The organism is Metabacillus niabensis (assembly GCF_020524345.1).
Taxonomy (GTDB): Bacteria; Bacillota; Bacilli; order Bacillales; family Bacillaceae; genus Metabacillus; species Metabacillus niabensis_B.
In genome coordinates, this window is the sequence record NZ_JAIVLH010000011.1 from 34,369 (window position 1) to 50,284 (window position 15,916).

Consider the following 15,916-nt stretch of genomic DNA (forward strand, 5'->3'; position numbering starts at 1 on the left):
ATGAATAGTTCTTTTCAAATATTAATTCGCTCCCCTAAATTTCTCATTGGTGCCATTACCTTTTTATTAATGCTTGCATTTGTCACGGTATATCCGCTAATTAATACAAGTGATCCGACAGAAATGGTAGCATTAGCCTTTCAACCTCCGAGTGCTGAGTTACTTTTAGGTTCAGACAACTTTGGTAGAGACTTATTTTTGGAGCTTGTCCATGGTATTAAAACTTCCATTTTTGTAGGTTTAGTTGCCGGTTTAAGTGCAACCATCATTGGGTTAATTATCGGATTGTCAGCAGGCTACATCGGTGGAATTGTGGATGATATTTTAACAGCGGTAACAAATATATTCATTGTTATCCCTTCTTTTATCGTTTTAATCTTGATCTCAGTAAGCATTGATTCAAGAAGTACATTGATTACCGCAATAGTCATCGGGATTACCAGCTGGCCGTGGACAGCTCGTGCGGTAAGAGCACAAACTTCTTCTCTTCGGAACAGAGATCATGTTAATATCGCCAAAATCTCGGGACACAGCACACCAAGAATCATTACTTTTGAGATTCTTCCTTATATCATGTCTTACGTCGTGATGGCATTTGTGTTGCAAACTGCATCAGGAATTCTTTCAGAAGCCTCCATTTCCATGCTTGGTTTAGGGCCATATAATACGATATCTCTTGGAATTATTATGAACTGGGCTTTAACATTTGAAGCTCCTGTTTCCGGTGCATGGTGGGCTTTTATACCAGCCGCGATTTCCATTGCAATCATTACATTTTCTCTTTATTTGATGAACACAGGTATGGATGAAATCTTCAATCCTAAGATAAGGAGCTAAGATACATGAGTAAAAATATTTTAGAAGTAAAAGATCTAAAAACCTATTATAAAACGAGATTAAAAGAAAAAGTTTTTGCTGTGGATGGTGTTGATTTTCATCTTGAAGATGGAAAAACGATCGGAATTGCCGGTGAATCAGGCTGCGGAAAATCAACATTAGCACTAAGTTTAATGGGATTTTATTTTCCTCCCCTCCACTTTGGAAGCGGAACGATTTCAATCAATGATGTTGATATTATGAAGCTGGAAAAAGAAAAACTTAGAAAACAGGTACTCGGACGGGAAATTGCCTATATTCCACAAGCTGCAATGAATGCATTAAACCCGACAATTAAAATCATTCAATTCATTGAAGATATTATGAAGGAGCATCGACCGGAACTAACAAAAAAGCAGGTTTATGAAATGGCTGCTGAACGATTTGAGACATTAAATCTATCTTCTAAAGTGTTAAATTCATATCCCAATGAATTATCCGGCGGTATGAAGCAAAGAACCGTTATTGCGATCTCAACGATTTTAAACCCTAAGGTTCTCATTGCCGATGAACCAACCTCTGCCCTGGATGTTACGTCACAAAAAGTAGTTATCAAGCTTTTAAAAGATTTATTAGATAAAAAATTCATTCGTTCATTAGTTTTTATCACACATGAGCTTCCTTTGCTTTATCATGTAACAGATGAAATCATGGTCATGTACGCGGGGGAAATCGTAGAAAGAGGAAAAGCGGAAGACGTCATCTTTAATCCGATACATCCTTACACCAAAAAACTGATGGGATCCATTATTGTTCCTGAATCAGGAATGAAAGACCACAAATTAGCGGCTATTCCGGGTGCTCCACCAAACTTAAAAAAGAAAATACAAGGCTGCCGATTCGCAGACAGATGCTCTTACACAACAGATGAATGCAAAAGCAGCAAAATAACCACTACACATGTTGGTGACCGTTTGTATCGATGTCGAATGGACAGTGACACACTAAAGGAGTGGTACGCAAATGAAGCCTGATCAGGAGCTATTAATCAGCGGCAAAGATGTCACCAAGGTATTTGGGTATGGCAAAAGCAAAAATACTGCCGTTGATTCTGTCAACTTTGCCTTCCACCGCGGTGAAATCATTTCAATCGTTGGTGAAAGCGGAAGCGGAAAAACCACATTAGCTAAAATTGTCATGGGACTATTAAAAGAAACAAGTGGAGAAATCACCTATAGAGGGCAGCCTCGTAAACTGAAAAATCATCGTGATCGAAAAGCCTACTGGCAAGACATCCAAGCTATCTTTCAAGATCCCTTTTCATCCTTCAACTTGTTTCATAAGGTTGAAAAATTATTAAACGATTGTATAGATCTGCAAGGACTAAAGCTCTCAAAAGAAGAACGATTCGAAAAAATGAAAGAAGCCTGTACGTTTGTAAATCTTAAGTTTGAAGAATTGTATAATAAATATCCATTTGAACTGTCGGGCGGACAAATGCAGCGGCTCATGATTGCGAGAATATTTCTCCTTCACCCAAAGGTACTTCTCGCTGATGAACCAACATCCATGGTTGATGCATGCTCCCGTTCCACTATACTTGATATGTTACTAAAGCTACGAGATGAAAATGATATGACAATTATTTTTATTACACATGATGTAGGATTAGCCTATTACGTAAGCGACACCCTTTACATTATGGAAAAAGGAAAAATTGTGGAACAGGGCAGTGCAGACCAGGTTCTGATAAACCCACAGCACCCCTACACCCAGCAACTCATTTCAGATGTACCGAAGCTGAATGAGGAATGGAACTTAGGTTAAAAAACGATCAGCCAACTTAACACAAGTTGGCTTTTACACCTTCAATTTCTTTAATAAAATCAATAACCTTTTTTTCATACCCTTTAGGATCTACATTGAAGGCTTCTGCATGACCTGCACGTGGAACCAAGTATAACTTTTTGTTTTCTTTTTTTCTTTTAAACATGTCTAAAGTCATTTGCAAAGGAATGAAGCGATCTTCTTTTCCATGAATAAACAAGATTGGCGTTTTAGTTTTTTCCAAGCCTTTTATAGGAGAAACCTCAGGAAAGCTCCATCCGTGTCTGAGCTTAATGATGAAGCTCACCAAATCAATGATCGGATAAAAACGCAGTTTGAAGTCAAGCTTCAGCCTGATCCGTAATAATGACGAAAAGTCACTGAAGGCACAGTCTGCAATACAAAACTTCACACGATGATCCTGTTTACTTGCCTCCAACGCGGAAGCTGCACCCAATGATTCACCTAACAAGCCGATAAAAACCTCTTCACCCATTTCAGCGCAAAAATAATCGATCCATGCTTTTAAATCGTCTTTTTCATAATAACCAAATGAGGTGTATGTTCCTCCGCTTAATCCATGAAATCGATGATCACATAACAGAACATTAAAACCCCTTTTTTGAAACATCTCAACATACTTAAAACTCCCAAATAATGACCACTTTATACCATGTGCAATGATCATTACTTTCCTGCTATTTTCCACAGGAAACAGCAGCCCATGGAGTTTATAGCCATAATAAGATGGAATAAAAAGCTCTTCTTTTTTCTTTTCCCGGAACAAGCGATCATCTATTTCACCTTTTTGAATGCCAAGTTTATATGTTTTTTCATAAGGTACCTTTTTTGGTGAAAGAAGCAGCCGGCTTACAAGGTAAAGGCTGATTAGGAACATTAATAAGGAGCTTAGCACAATCCAAATAATCCAATTTACCATCAACTTCTCTTCCCTTCTAGGCTTTTTTATAGTTTATTTAAAAGGCTAGAAGGTGTGAGAACTAATTTGGGTATTTTCGCATAATTAATTGTTATTACTCCAGATAAACATGAGAATTGATTCGTTCCATTACGCTCCACTATAAAGCTAAAATTCAAAGAAACATTCTTTACACATTATTCTTATAATAAAAAAATCCTTCACAATTCATGAAGGATGTTTTATTATATGGTCCATTGATCACGAACGACTGCGACAAGCTTCCACTCTCCTGTTGAATCTTTTTCAAACACAAGGTTTAATGCTTTCCAGTCCATATTTTCATTTTCCTCTGTCCCTTTTACGTAATACTCCACCACATGGGCATCTGGGAAGAAGTCTTGTATATTTTTAATCGTATTTCCTCTTGGCTCTGTTGGATTTAGTACAACTTCATCTGCTTCTGCGTAATTGGCATCATAAATAAATTCATTGAAATACTCTATTGGTGTTAGCTCAATTGGTTCTCCACTTCCATCTCGCGTGCCCCATGTCTGCTTGTCCTTTGATTGAAAAGAGTTGACTATTTCGTCCTTTTTCATGGTGATCGCATCTTTTTCAATATGAGCGTAAGGAGAAAATAATACACCCTTCTCTTGATGGACATAGTTTTTAAGTGCTTCGGCATTTTTTGCTTTTATGAGGGAGATTACCTTATCGGCTTTTTCTTGGACCAGTTGTTCTTCAGATTTTTCAGGAGTGTCTTGATTCTGATTTTCTTCTTTTTCCGGGTTTGTTTCTTCTGACTCTTCTGCTCGTTCAGGTTGCTCTTCAGTTGTTTGTTGGCAGCCTGATAGGAGAAGTAGGCCAATAAGAATAAAAGCGGAAATGGTTTTGTTCATGTTAGCCCTCCTCGTTTTGGTTGTATTGTCCATTTTGCACGTTCTTTGGAAAAATTATTACTGGTTTTTGAAAAATAGCTCTCCGTGCCTAAAAATAATTAAAGTACATACAAGGTTCGTTCCATTGCGCTCCACTATCTTCATTTAAATAAGGATGAAAGAATGGATATTCTCCCAAAACAATCATTTTAAAAAAGTTAACATACTACCTTATTTAAACCGATCCAAAATCTTATTTCTATAAAACGATGAGGCTGGGGAGTTAAATGGGGTTCTTTTTTTCATTAGTGTTTCTATTTTTAATTGTTTTTCCCGTTTTTTCTGTTCTAAAACTTCAGATTCTTTTAAATCATCACATGCAAGAAGCAGGTCTTCGATGGAGCTGATGTCTTTTTTTAATTGGTCAACATCATCAAGCATATTTGAGTTTTTAAGTATTTTGTATGCTACTCGTAATTCTTGAGGGATTTGTGACAGATCATCCAATTTCAAGGGTTTTCCTTGACCGGGGAGGTTGTCAAATTCCCCTTCTTGAATAGCCTTTTTGATCTTATCTTCTGCAATGATTGAAAACAGATCCATGGTCTCACTCCTTGTGATTATTATTTTTTTAAAATACTAAATCTTCGTTGTATTACGAGTCCCGAAAGAGTATGATGAACGATAGGATTAAAGAATTGAGGTTTTCATGATGAGAATTAAAGACTGGGATACTAACCTTAAAATACGTTTGTTTGGTGAAGCGTTAATGAACATTACCTATTGGATGTTCTTCCCTTTTTTAACCATCTATTTTGCAAGTGAGTTCGGCAAAGAAAAGGCTGGTCTCTTTCTTATTATATCGCAAGTGTTCTCTGTTCTTGCAAACTTAATGGGAGGGTATTTTGCTGATCGTTTCGGGAGAAAAACAATGATGGTTCTTGCATCATTTGGTCAAGGCATTGCATTCATCCTTTTTGCTTTTTCAAATTCTCCTTGGCTTGAAATACCGATTTTAGGATTTATCTGTTTTGCTTTTGCAGGTGTTTTCGGTGCCTTTTATTGGCCTGCGTCACAGGCGATGGTCGCAGATGTTGTGGAGGAAAAGGATCGCAGCAGTGTTTTTGCTGTTTTCTATACATCTATTAATATAGCAGTTGTTATCGGACCGATTTTAGGTACCATTTTCTACGTTCATCACCCATTTGAAGTGCTTGTTGCAGCTGGGGTCGTCTGTATCTTCCTTTCTATTTTACTTGCAAAACAAACAAGAGAAACAGCACCCGCTTACAAAACAGATCCTAATGAACAAGCTGCTAAATGGTTCAGCCCTATCATTAAACAAGTTCGAGATTACCAAATTATCTTTCGTGATAAAGCATTTTTATTGTATATCATAGCAGGAGTTCTTGTTGCACTTACCTTTATGCAATTAGACATGATTCTCCCTGTCTATATTACAGATACAATCCATCAACAAGAAATGCTTTCAATTGGTAGTTGGTCACTTTCTCTAGATGGTGAGCAAGTATTCGGCATTATTTTATCTGAAAATGGTTTTCTTGTTGCTTTATTTACGATTATTATCACAAAGTGGATGACGAAATATAAAGAAAGAAATGTATTTATACTTTCCTCCATTGTTTATGGTTTTTCCATGCTTGTTTTTGGATTTACACAGTCTATCTGGTTATTCATCATTGCCATGGCAATCTTTACACTTGCAGAACTCATGACGGCTGGAATACAGCAAACATTTGTGTCAAAACTTGCACCGGAGCATATGCGCGGCCAATATTTCGCTGCGGCAAGCCTGCGTTATACAATCGGCCGAACAGTTGCACCGATCGCTATTCCAATGTCATTATGGTTTGGATATCAAATCACATTTATTATTCTTGCTTTATTCGCGTTTTTTAGCGGATTTTTATATTATGCGATGTTTAAGAAGGCAGAAACGAACGTGATAGAAAAAGTTGAATTGAGCTAGAGAGATAGAGAATGAGTAATATTGAAATATTTTTCTTCCCTTCCCTCTTTCCCTCTATGGCGCGTTTTTGCTATATTAGTAAAATTCAACCCCTTTTCATAGTTATTTATAGATGTTACAATGGCACCACAAAACTTAACATAGCTTCTATTCCGATTACGGAGTAGGGGCTATTTTTATCCCGTCTGTTTGGGATGATAAGTTTTTTCTAAAAAATAAGCTGAAAGGGTGATTTCAATGCATCGCGGTAGCAAAGGATGGTATGTGAACGAACTGAAGAAAATTGGTGTTCGCCGTCATGAAGAGAGAAAGCTCGAAAGCTATAAAAAACATTTTCTAGCTAATCTACTTGAAAAACATTCTAAGTAATAAGAAAAGCGCAAGGCGGGCGCCTGGAGCTAGACACTAAAACTAATTTCAAAATGTTATACTTTCTTACCTTGGAACTAAAGCGCAAGCGCCTTGAACAGCCCCGACAGGCATAAGACGCTTAGGAATAGAAGACGTTCTTTGTCTTCAATTCCTGAGTGGCTTATGACTCCGAGGGGCTAGGCGCTGGAGCTGGATGAGATGCAACCCATCCATAGTACTGACTAAATGATCATTTTCCAAATGAATGAAGGATGACTCACACACGCGGAGTCATCCTTTTTTAATAGGGACATTGTTGGTAAAAATAATTTGGCTTTACCACCTTATTATCATAACTTTGATGAAAAATATCAGTAGTCGCTGGGGAAACTGGCGGGATTAACCATGTCCAATCACCAGTAAGCTTTCTGCAGCTTGAACGCTCATTTTGTTCAAACAGCTTGAATTGTTGTGCTGCTGTATGATGGTCAACAATACTTACTCCCGCTGTTTTAAATGAGTGTAAAACCGCTACATTTAATTCTACTAATGCCCTGTCTTTCCAAAGCGTTGCATGTGTTTTTGTTTCTAAGTTCATGATGGAAGCGACCTTAGGTAACAGATTATAACGAAATGAATCTGCGAGATTTCTTGCCCCAATCTCTGTTTCCATATACCAGCCATTAAAAGGAGCAGCCGAATAGACAATTCCTCCAATTTCCAACATCATATCGGATATAATTGGAACTCCGTACCATTTGATCTGCAAATCCTTAAACTCTTCTCTTTCCGGATGCGTAATCGGTACTTCTAGAATATCTTCATGTTCTAAAGAATACAACTTTGGATTACGATCATCACACTGAATCATCAATGGCAATATGTCAAAATTGGTGCCTTCCCCTCTCCAACCAAGCTTTTCACATTCTCTTGTAAATTCAATAGAGGCTGGATCTCCGATTATTCCATGTTCTGTTTCATACCCTGCATAACGAATAAGCTGATGGTTCCAAATTCGTAAACAATCCGTTTTTCCACGTGAAGGCTTAAAAATTGTGATTGTCGGTCTAATTTTCCCTGAGTTTGTAGCAAATGAGATATGTTGCTGTAATGCTTTGAACACCTCTTCTTCCTTCTTTGCCATTCGTTCATCAAAAACGGTTAAGGAGTTCCAAAATAGTCGTCCAATACATTTATTGCTATTTCGCCAAGCCATTTTAGCACCATGCTCCAACTCTTCAAAGGTATGCTCATAATAGCCGGTTTCAGCAATTTGTACCTTTACATCTTGTATTCTCATTTCTAACTCTGCATTTGTTTTTTCAAGCTCATGATAAGCAATCTTTAGGAAATCAACCGCCTCTTGTTCTAGTTGTTTTGTGTTTGTAACCACTTGGTCACCTCTTATAATCTTTCTTCAATTTGTTCGAATGCATCAAACTTTCCCTTTAAGTTCTCGTCCAATTTTAATCCTCAGTGTTTATATTTAAGATCCCAAAGCTCCTTTAACACAGGCATTTCTTCCATTTCTTCATCTGATACATGGTCCCACTCTACCCCATTTGGTTTTTCGTACGGTGTATTTGTTTTTGTAATTCCTTTTTCTGTCGCAATCCAATCAACTGTTAAATCATAGGTATCTCTTGGGATGTCTTCATGAACTAACTGTGTACTATGAATGGATGTTACAATTGGAACCGGGGGATTTCCAAGCTCACGTACAATGGCATACTCCCTGTCTGCATAGCCCTCTCCTTTACCAAGTCGTCGTCCATCGGGATGGATTGCAACTGAGCCTACGACCATTAAATCAATAGGAGGAATTTCGGTTAATGGTATTACTTTCCCATACGATTTTATATGGCTTAAGCTAGCAGCTTTTCTTTCCTCTCCAGGTGGAACCCATTCCGGTTTTACCATAATAAAGCCTGCTTTGAGGCGTGGAGTCGGGACCAGTAGTACTTTCCCATCGACAAGAATTTGTTTTCTTAATGGAAGTTGTGGAGCATCCGGATTTACTTTTACAACCTTTGCTTCTTTATATATAGACAATGAAGCAATATGTGCTGCGGCTTTTTCTGCCCCTTTAAAATTTGGAATTCGGTTTACTAATGGAAAAGGAAAGCGTCCATTCTTTTCGTCTGTGAGCTGCTTCCACACTTTATGTCTGATTTCATCCTTTGTTGTCATTCAGATAACTCCTTTTCTAGGTTAACACTAGTATCATACCTTATAAAAAAGACCTAAAACAATTTCACATCATTGCCTTAGGCCCCACTATTAATTATTCATTCTGTTCAATTTCTTCAACAAGAAGTGATAATTCTTCCCATCTTTCCATTGTTTCTTCCAGTTTCTTTTCAACATGCTCTTGTTCCTTATAGAGCTCAGTTACTTTCCCGATGTCACTTCCTGCAGCTGCGATTTCCTGTTCAAGCTGGGTTTTACGCTCTTCGAGATCAGCTATTTTATCTTCAATTTGCTCCCATTCCTGTTGCTCCTTGTAGGATAGGCGCTTTTTCTTATCTTTTTTATACACAACCTTTTCTGATGAAGGAGCTTCTTTTTCCTTCATCATTTCTTGCAGCTTTTTCTCTTCCATGTATTCAGAATAACTTCCTTGGAATCTGGAGATATGACCATCATTTTCAAATGCAATTAAATGGTCCACAACTCGGTCTAAGAAATAGCGATCATGTGATACAGTTACCACTACGCCTGGAAACTGATCTAAATAATCCTCTAACACACTTAATGTTTGTGTGTCCAAATCATTTGTCGGCTCATCCAGGAAGAGAACATTTGGTTCTTCCATTAAAACCTTTAGTAGATACAGTCTTCTTCTTTCACCACCGGAAAGCTTGCGAATGTATGTCCATTGAGATGATCTTGGAAAAAGAAAGCGTTCCAGCATTTGTTCCGCCGTGATGACTTGATTGTCAATCGTATAAACAACCTCTGCCGTTTCTTTAATATACTCAACAACTCGAAGATTTTCGTCCATTTCTTCCTGTTCTTGTGTATAGAAACCGATCTTAACAGTTGTTCCTACTTCAAGTGTTCCCTCGTCCGGTTTAATTCGTCCTGCCATAATGTTTAAAAGTGTTGATTTTCCTGTACCATTAGGACCTATGATTCCGAGTCTTTCACCAGGGTTTATTAAATAACTAAAGTCTTTAATTAACTGCCTTCCGTCATATGCTTTCGATATACCTTCAAGCTCAAGCACCTTTTTCCCTAATCGGGTTGAACCTATTGCAAAGTCTAAATCCTGCTTTGCTTGTGGCCCTTTTTGTTCCTGAAGCTCTTCAACCCTGCCAATACGTGCCTTTTGCTTTGTTGTTCTAGCTTTTGCCCCTCTTCTAAGCCAAGCTAACTCTCTTCTTAATAAATTCTGTCTTTTTTCTTCTGCGTGTTCAGCATTCAGTTCTCTTTCTGCCTTCTTTTCTAAAAATACTTCATAATTACCTGAGTATGTGTAAAGCTGTCCTTGGTCCAACTCAAAGATTTGATTTGTTACTCGATTTAAAAAGTATCTGTCATGAGTTATGAGCACAATTGAGCCTCTATACTGAGCTAAAAAACCTTCCAGCCATTCAATTGTTTCATTATCAAGATGGTTTGTTGGTTCATCTAAAATTAAAATGTCAGCCGGCTGGATGAGAGCTTTTGCAATCGCCACACGCTTCTTCTGTCCACCTGACAAATGAGTAACAGGTTTTTGGAAATCTGTGATTCCCAGTTTCGTCAGAACTGTTTTTGCGACAGTATTTGCCTCCCAGGCATCGTGTTGATCCATTTTTTGCTGCATATTCATTAACTGCTTTAATTTTGATTCATTTTCCGGATCCTTCTCCAACTCACTTAAAGCCAGTTCATACTCCCTCATAACCTGCATGATGGGTGCATCTCCGAAATATATTTGTTCTAAGATAGACAAGCCCACTGTTAGCTCAGGCTGCTGTGGCAGATACTCTATACGTATTGAATTAGAATGAGTCATTTCTCCTGAGTCAGCTGATTCAATTCCGGCTATCACCTTCAACAATGTCGATTTTCCCGTACCATTGACACCAATTAATCCGATTCTTTGTTTCTCTGCAATCGTAAAGGAAATATGATCAAATAAAACCTTTTCTCCATATGTTTTATATAAATTTTCCACCTGTAATATACTCATCTTATCCAATCCTTCACAGTTTTATCTCTGTATAGAATAACAGGTAGTTTGAATTAAGAAAAGCGCAAGCGCCTTGCCAGAGATGTTTTTCAAAAGTCAAATTCCAAGAAAAAAAGCCGGTATTAGCGGCTATTGATCTTCAGCTTTATTTAATAATGTGTTAGCTAATGTAGATAGATTTTTTGTTGTTTGATTGATTTCCTTAATCGATTGAACAATTGAATCCAGATCTGTCTTATTGCGATTAAACATAGATAAATAGTTTTCCATCTCCATTCTAACCGTAATGAGGCCACTCTGGACTTGTTGGATCTTTTGTTTTGATTCCTGACTTGAATGATTCATCGTTTGCATATTATCTACCAAATGTCTAGTAGATGTGTTGTTCTTTTCAACCAAATCTTTAATTTCCAGACTCATTTTTTTAGAGTTTTCGGCCAATTTACGAACTTCAGTTGCAACAACTGCAAAGCCTTTTCCTTCTTCACCTGCTCTAGCGGCTTCTATTGAGGCATTCAGTGCCAGTAAGTTTGTTTGATCAGCGATCTCTTCAATGTTCTTTGTCATAGCCAAAATCTTTTCAGAAGTATCTCTTAAATGGGTAATACCTTTAATTGAGGTATCTACTTCTTGTATAACTAAGTTGAATGCCTCCATCATTGAGTTCATTTGCTCTTGGTTTTCATTCGTTAAATTCACCAGGTTTTGACTGCTCTTTTGTGTCACCTCTGTTTCTTGTCGGATTTGCTCAGCCTTCTGACTTGTTTCATTAATTGTAGATTCTGACTCCTCAACTGATGCGGCAACTTCTTGGCTAATTGAAGCCAAATCTTTTTGGAGAAGCTCTTTTGTTGAATTCACTTCTTCTAGTTCCTTCATTCTAGATTCTATGTAGTTCTCAACAACTAATTGGGTATCCAAATTTGTAATATGAGTGACAGCTAATAGTAAGTTGGATAATGTTTCAGAGTCTCCCTCAAATTTCTTAATGATCTGTGGAATCAACAATGTATTTAACGCCGAGTAGGTCGCAATAAACCAAGAAGCTGGCAAGTTCGCCCCATTATGTGTACGGCCAATTCGTTTTCTCATTTCGAAATATTCATCATCTAGATTTCCGCTAAGGATACTTTGAAAATAGCGAACAAAGACTTGATAAAGCCTTTCTCTATTTGAGTTTTCCTTAACAATATTCGTAAGCAATGGCTGCTTATATAATTGATTCAATACTTTTTGTAATACTTCATCAATAATTTCAAGTAAAAATGATTGTGATTGCTGTAGAACCTGGATATGTTGATTTGTTAGTCCCATATAATGCAACCGTGCAGCAATAGCCTTGTCTTTTACAAAAGCAATCTCTTTCTCTTCCGGAAATTGTAGTATAGGCTGAAATGATTGAACAGTTTCTAAACTTTTTCTCTTAAACCCTAACATATACCTTCCACCTTTCAATTTTATCCTCAACACATTGTATAACATTTGTACTATATTTGTATATTTAAAATCTAATGTACAGGTACTTTTTCACTATGTGTACGCTTATTTTATAAAAAGTTGAAAAATATTCCTCTGTTTACGATTGCAATCTCCACAACGAACATATACTATATTAACTGTACTAACATTATTAATACAGTTAACACAAAGGGGGCTGCAAATGTTCCAGCTTGATGTTAGAAGCAGAAAGCCTATATACGAACAGTTAGTCGATAAAATTAAAGAGCTTATTATTCACCGCATCTTAAGACCAGATGAGCAATTACCCTCGGTAAGGGCGCTTTCCAGTCAATTGACCGTTAACCCGAATACCATTCAAAGAGCTTACCGAGAGCTTGAAAACCAAGGGTACTTATACTCCATTAAAGGGAAAGGAAACTTTGTTGCGGCAATTGAACAAATGACAAACGAACAAAACCTGCTGGATCTAAAAAAAGATATCCAAAAGCTTATCGCAGAAGCCATATACCTGGGCCTAACAAAAGAGGATCTATATGTCTTGTTTGATGAAGCACATCAACAAACAAAGGGAGGAAAGAAGAAATGATTAGAGTGCGATCCATAAGCAAAACATACAATAAGCACTTAGCAGTAGATGATCTAACACTCCAAGTGAAAAAAGGCTCCATTTACGGCTTACTCGGATCAAACGGTGCGGGTAAAACCTCACTATTAAAAATGATTGCAGGCATTAATCGACCTGATAAAGGTATGATTGAGATTAATGATTTACCAGCTTATGAAAATTTAGCTGTAAAAGAAAAAGTTGTTTTTATCCCTGATGTTATTTACTTCTTTCCTCAGGCTACTGTTGCACAGATGGCTTCTCAATATGAAGAATATTATCCAGGTTGGAGTAAAGAACGCTTTGAGCAACTGAGTTCCGCCTTTAATATTGAATTACATCGGAAAGTTCACCGATTGTCGAAAGGAATGAAGCGACAGGTAGCTTTTTGGCTGGCATTATCTGCAATGCCTGATGTTCTTATCCTTGATGAGCCGATTGACGGTCTGGATCCGGTTATGAGACAAAAAGTGAAGAATTTACTATTCCAAGATGTAGCTGAAAGAGGGCTGACAGTCATTATTTCTTCTCATAACTTACGGGAAATTGAAGATTTATGTGATCATGTTGGAATTATGCATAATGGCAAAATCATCATTGAAAAGGAAATTGATGATATAAAGTCGGATACTCACAAAATTCAATTAGCCTTAGCAGATCCAACCCATGAAGAGCACATATTAAATCAATTAACAATTTTACATCATGAGAAACGTGGAAGTGTATCTCTCTTAATCGTTCGGGGGAGTGAAGAGCAAATCAACAAAATTATTCACTCATCCACTGTTCTCATCTATGATTTATTGCCGTTAACATTAGAAGAAATTTTCATTTATGAAATGGAGGATGTAGGCTATGAAATCGAAAAAATCCTTCTTTAAACCTGCAGTGATTAAACAAGATTTTAGACAGCATGGCTGGGTTAGCATCGTCTACTTTCTCGGTTTACTATTCGCTGTTCCTTTAGGAATTCTACAGCTCGCTTCACAAGAGTATATTTTATTTACAGATTACGATCATTACCTGAAGGTCAATACTGAAATCCAGGTATTATTATATTTTTCAATCCCAGTTGCAGCTGCCTTACTACTTTTTCGCTATATCCAAAGCGAATCTTCAGTAGATATGATGCACAGCCTGCCCATACGGAGAGAAACCTTATATGTTAGCCATATTATCAGTGGTCTACTATTATTAATTGTCCCGATCATGATTACTGCCATCATTACATTTTTCGTAGCAAATTCTATTGAAGGTTTTGATGGGATTCTAACCTTATCGGATTTATTAACGTGGACAGGTTTAACTATACTTTTAACATGTATGATGTTTGCTTTTCCTGTAGCTGTCGGCTTAATAACAGGTATGACAACAGCACAGGCAATTCTAACATATGTATTCTTATTTTTGCCGATTGGCTTGGTTTCATTAGTTTCATATAATCTATCTTATTTACTATTTGGTTTTACACCTATTTTCATCGAAGATAAAGTAATGTATTTGTCTCCATTTATACGTTTTATTGAAAACTGGGGAGAAAGTGAACCATACTCGATGATCGAATTAATCATCTATACAGGGATAACCCTTTTGTCATTTGTGTTGGGGTTAGTCTTCTATCGTTATAGACAACTTGAACGAGCAACCGAAGTTTTTGCATTCTCATTTATGAAGCCAATCTTTAAGTATGGTGTTACCTTTTGCGCTATGATTCTGGGAGGAACCTATTTTTCAGTTTCAGGAACCTTGAATTGGAATTGGATTATATTTGGTTATATTATCGGTGCTTTAATTGGATACACGGCTGCAGAAATGATTTTGCAAAAAACTTGGCGCATCTTTCACCTTCGCTTCTTAACAGGTTTTGCTGTTTATAGTATCATGTTTGTCGCCATTCTTTTTAGTATTAAAACAGATGTATTTAATTATGAAACAAAACTACCTAGAATGGATCAAATAGAAGAGGTTTACTTTGGTGAATCATACTATTTACAAGAATTAGAGGACAGTGATATAGGTATAGACCCTTATTCTGACTCAAAACTTTATATCCAGGATATACGAAACTTACACGAGGAAATTATTCAACAAAGAGATATTATTGAAAAGCAAAAAGATACTATTCATTTACACCAACTTTCAGCGGTTTTTGTGTACAGGTTAAATAACGGGGAAGAACTGAAACGCGAATATCAAATCCCGGTTAACACATTGCAGGATGAACTTAAACCAATATTGGAAGCAAGTGACTATAAAATGAATTTACCTGAATACCTGCAACTCCAAAGAGAAGATGTTATCAATATTCAGGTTGTTCCTTACGGCCCTAGCAATCAGCACAACCCTGTTATGATTACCGATGAAAAAGAAATTTTGGAATTCAAAAAAGCAATAGAAAAAGACTTTCTATCACAGTCTGCAGATGATGTTGTAAGCCCAGCTACTCCATGGGCTTATATCGAAATGGGATATAAACCAACAAACACTGATACAAATTATATGCTTGAGGGATATATGGTAGATTGGAAGAAATCTTATACTCATGTTACAAAATGGTTAGAGGAGCATGATTATCTAGAAAAAGCTCGAGTGGATGAAGAAGATATTGCGAAGGCAGAAGTGACATACGTACCTCATAATCCACAAGAGGATGCCTTTATGACAGAAGAGATATATGAAAGTGGCAAAAAACATGCAACAATTTCAGATAAAGAAACACTTTCTACTATCATCTATCATTTCTCTGAGTATTCCGAAGAAAATATGTACTACGTTAAGCTTACGTTAAATGATGGAAATGTATGGTACGGATCTATTCCAACTCAACATTTACCAGAAGGTATAAAGAGTCAGGTTCAGTAGTTGTTAAGGACAGTTCCCAAAGTAA

Annotated in this window: 15 protein-coding genes; 8 read left to right on the forward strand and 7 right to left on the reverse strand. The window is 37.0% G+C overall.

Features of this window, described 5'->3' with window-relative positions; genetic code table 11:
- Genes LC095_RS13205 through LC095_RS13215 form a run of 3 tightly spaced genes read left to right on the forward strand, consistent with a single transcriptional unit; the run spans window position 1 to window position 2,643 of the window.
- Window positions 1–837, forward strand: coding sequence for an ABC transporter permease (locus LC095_RS13205; RefSeq protein ID WP_226528588.1), 837 nt, complete (start codon window positions 1–3; stop codon window positions 835–837).
- A 5-nt stretch (window positions 838–842) separates the two neighbouring features.
- Window positions 843–1,850: an ABC transporter ATP-binding protein gene (locus tag LC095_RS13210; RefSeq protein ID WP_226528589.1), complete on the forward strand. Its 1,008-nt coding sequence runs from the start codon at window positions 843–845 to the stop codon at window positions 1,848–1,850.
- Window positions 1,840–2,643 (forward strand): ABC transporter ATP-binding protein, encoded by an 804-nt coding sequence (locus LC095_RS13215; protein WP_226528590.1) that lies wholly within the window; start codon window positions 1,840–1,842, stop codon window positions 2,641–2,643. The genes LC095_RS13210 and LC095_RS13215 overlap by 11 nt, the downstream gene beginning before the upstream one ends.
- Window positions 2,644–2,659: 16 nt before the next feature.
- Here LC095_RS13215 and LC095_RS13220 read toward each other — a convergent pair whose 3' ends face one another.
- From LC095_RS13220 to LC095_RS13230, 3 genes are all read right to left on the reverse strand, one after another.
- Window positions 2,660–3,583, reverse strand: a complete 924-nt coding sequence (locus tag LC095_RS13220; RefSeq protein WP_226528591.1) for an alpha/beta hydrolase — start codon at window positions 3,581–3,583, stop codon at window positions 2,660–2,662.
- Window positions 3,584–3,807: 224 nt separating this feature from the next.
- A complete protein-coding gene (locus LC095_RS13225; RefSeq protein WP_226528592.1) occupies window positions 3,808–4,464 on the reverse strand; it encodes a hypothetical protein in 657 nt (218 codons plus the stop codon).
- A 210-nt stretch (window positions 4,465–4,674) separates the two neighbouring features.
- Window positions 4,675–5,046 carry a DUF1992 domain-containing protein gene (locus LC095_RS13230; RefSeq protein WP_226528593.1) on the reverse strand — a complete coding sequence of 124 codons (372 nt, stop codon included), beginning with the start codon at window positions 5,044–5,046 and terminating at the stop codon, window positions 4,675–4,677.
- 109 nt (window positions 5,047–5,155) lie between these two features.
- Here LC095_RS13230 and LC095_RS13235 point away from each other — a divergent pair, with 109 nt between their 5' ends.
- Both LC095_RS13235 and LC095_RS13240 read left to right on the forward strand, forming a co-directional pair.
- Window positions 5,156–6,433, forward strand: coding sequence for an MDR family MFS transporter (locus LC095_RS13235; protein WP_226528594.1), 1,278 nt, complete (start codon window positions 5,156–5,158; stop codon window positions 6,431–6,433).
- 237 nt (window positions 6,434–6,670) lie between these two features.
- The gene (locus tag LC095_RS13240; RefSeq protein ID WP_078433335.1) at window positions 6,671–6,802 is read left to right on the forward strand and encodes a YflJ family protein; all 132 of its coding nucleotides are present in this window, start codon (window positions 6,671–6,673) and stop codon (window positions 6,800–6,802) included.
- A 283-nt stretch (window positions 6,803–7,085) separates the two neighbouring features.
- Here LC095_RS13240 and LC095_RS13245 read toward each other — a convergent pair whose 3' ends face one another.
- The 4 genes from LC095_RS13245 to LC095_RS13260 all read right to left on the reverse strand — a co-directional run bounded on the left by LC095_RS13245 (window position 7,086) and on the right by LC095_RS13260 (window position 12,401).
- A complete protein-coding gene (locus LC095_RS13245) occupies window positions 7,086–8,177 on the reverse strand; it encodes a nitric oxide synthase oxygenase (protein ID WP_226528595.1) in 1,092 nt (363 codons plus the stop codon).
- An 80-nt stretch (window positions 8,178–8,257) separates the two neighbouring features.
- Window positions 8,258–8,974, reverse strand: coding sequence for a 5-formyltetrahydrofolate cyclo-ligase (locus tag LC095_RS13250; RefSeq protein WP_226528596.1), 717 nt, complete (start codon window positions 8,972–8,974; stop codon window positions 8,258–8,260).
- Window positions 8,975–9,068: 94 nt separating this feature from the next.
- Window positions 9,069–10,964 (reverse strand): ABC-F family ATP-binding cassette domain-containing protein, encoded by a 1,896-nt coding sequence (locus LC095_RS13255; RefSeq protein ID WP_226528597.1) that lies wholly within the window; start codon window positions 10,962–10,964, stop codon window positions 9,069–9,071.
- A 129-nt stretch (window positions 10,965–11,093) separates the two neighbouring features.
- Window positions 11,094–12,401: a globin-coupled sensor protein gene (locus LC095_RS13260; RefSeq protein ID WP_226528598.1), complete on the reverse strand. Its 1,308-nt coding sequence runs from the start codon at window positions 12,399–12,401 to the stop codon at window positions 11,094–11,096.
- A 223-nt stretch (window positions 12,402–12,624) separates the two neighbouring features.
- Here LC095_RS13260 and LC095_RS13265 point away from each other — a divergent pair, with 223 nt between their 5' ends.
- Genes LC095_RS13265 through LC095_RS13275 form a run of 3 tightly spaced genes read left to right on the forward strand, consistent with a single transcriptional unit; the run spans window position 12,625 to window position 15,891 of the window.
- On the forward strand, window positions 12,625–13,011 hold the full coding sequence (locus LC095_RS13265) for a GntR family transcriptional regulator (protein WP_026561940.1): 387 nt from the start codon (window positions 12,625–12,627) through the stop codon (window positions 13,009–13,011).
- Entirely contained in the window at window positions 13,008–13,910 is a 903-nt protein-coding gene (locus tag LC095_RS13270; protein ID WP_226528599.1) for an ABC transporter ATP-binding protein, read from the forward strand. Before LC095_RS13265 ends, LC095_RS13270 begins: the two co-directional genes overlap by 4 nt.
- Complete coding sequence (locus tag LC095_RS13275) at window positions 13,885–15,891, forward strand: ABC transporter permease subunit (protein ID WP_226528600.1); 2,007 nt, start codon at window positions 13,885–13,887, stop codon at window positions 15,889–15,891. Before LC095_RS13270 ends, LC095_RS13275 begins: the two co-directional genes overlap by 26 nt.
- Window positions 15,892–15,916: the final 25 nt, after the last annotated feature.

Excerpts from the sequence above, each read along its gene's own strand:
- LC095_RS13260 (WP_226528598.1), bottom strand. The coding sequence starts at position 12,401 with ATGTTAGGGTTTAAGAGAAAAAGTTTAGAAACTGTTCAATCATTTCAG.
- LC095_RS13205 (WP_226528588.1), top strand. The coding sequence starts at position 1 with ATGAATAGTTCTTTTCAAATATTAATTCGCTCCCCTAAATTTCTCATT.
- LC095_RS13235 (WP_226528594.1), top strand. The coding sequence starts at position 5,156 with ATGAGAATTAAAGACTGGGATACTAACCTTAAAATACGTTTGTTTGGT.
- LC095_RS13250 (WP_226528596.1), bottom strand. The coding sequence starts at position 8,974 with ATGACAACAAAGGATGAAATCAGACATAAAGTGTGGAAGCAGCTCACA.
- LC095_RS13275 (WP_226528600.1), top strand. The coding sequence starts at position 13,885 with ATGAAATCGAAAAAATCCTTCTTTAAACCTGCAGTGATTAAACAAGAT.
- LC095_RS13270 (WP_226528599.1), top strand. The coding sequence starts at position 13,008 with ATGATTAGAGTGCGATCCATAAGCAAAACATACAATAAGCACTTAGCA.
- LC095_RS13220 (WP_226528591.1), bottom strand. The coding sequence starts at position 3,583 with ATGGTAAATTGGATTATTTGGATTGTGCTAAGCTCCTTATTAATGTTC.
- LC095_RS13255 (WP_226528597.1), bottom strand. The coding sequence starts at position 10,964 with ATGAGTATATTACAGGTGGAAAATTTATATAAAACATATGGAGAAAAG.
- LC095_RS13240 (WP_078433335.1), top strand. The coding sequence starts at position 6,671 with ATGCATCGCGGTAGCAAAGGATGGTATGTGAACGAACTGAAGAAAATT.
- LC095_RS13215 (WP_226528590.1), top strand. The coding sequence starts at position 1,840 with ATGAAGCCTGATCAGGAGCTATTAATCAGCGGCAAAGATGTCACCAAG.
- LC095_RS13265 (WP_026561940.1), top strand. The coding sequence starts at position 12,625 with ATGTTCCAGCTTGATGTTAGAAGCAGAAAGCCTATATACGAACAGTTA.
- LC095_RS13225 (WP_226528592.1), bottom strand. The coding sequence starts at position 4,464 with ATGAACAAAACCATTTCCGCTTTTATTCTTATTGGCCTACTTCTCCTA.
- LC095_RS13230 (WP_226528593.1), bottom strand. The coding sequence starts at position 5,046 with ATGGATCTGTTTTCAATCATTGCAGAAGATAAGATCAAAAAGGCTATT.
- LC095_RS13210 (WP_226528589.1), top strand. The coding sequence starts at position 843 with ATGAGTAAAAATATTTTAGAAGTAAAAGATCTAAAAACCTATTATAAA.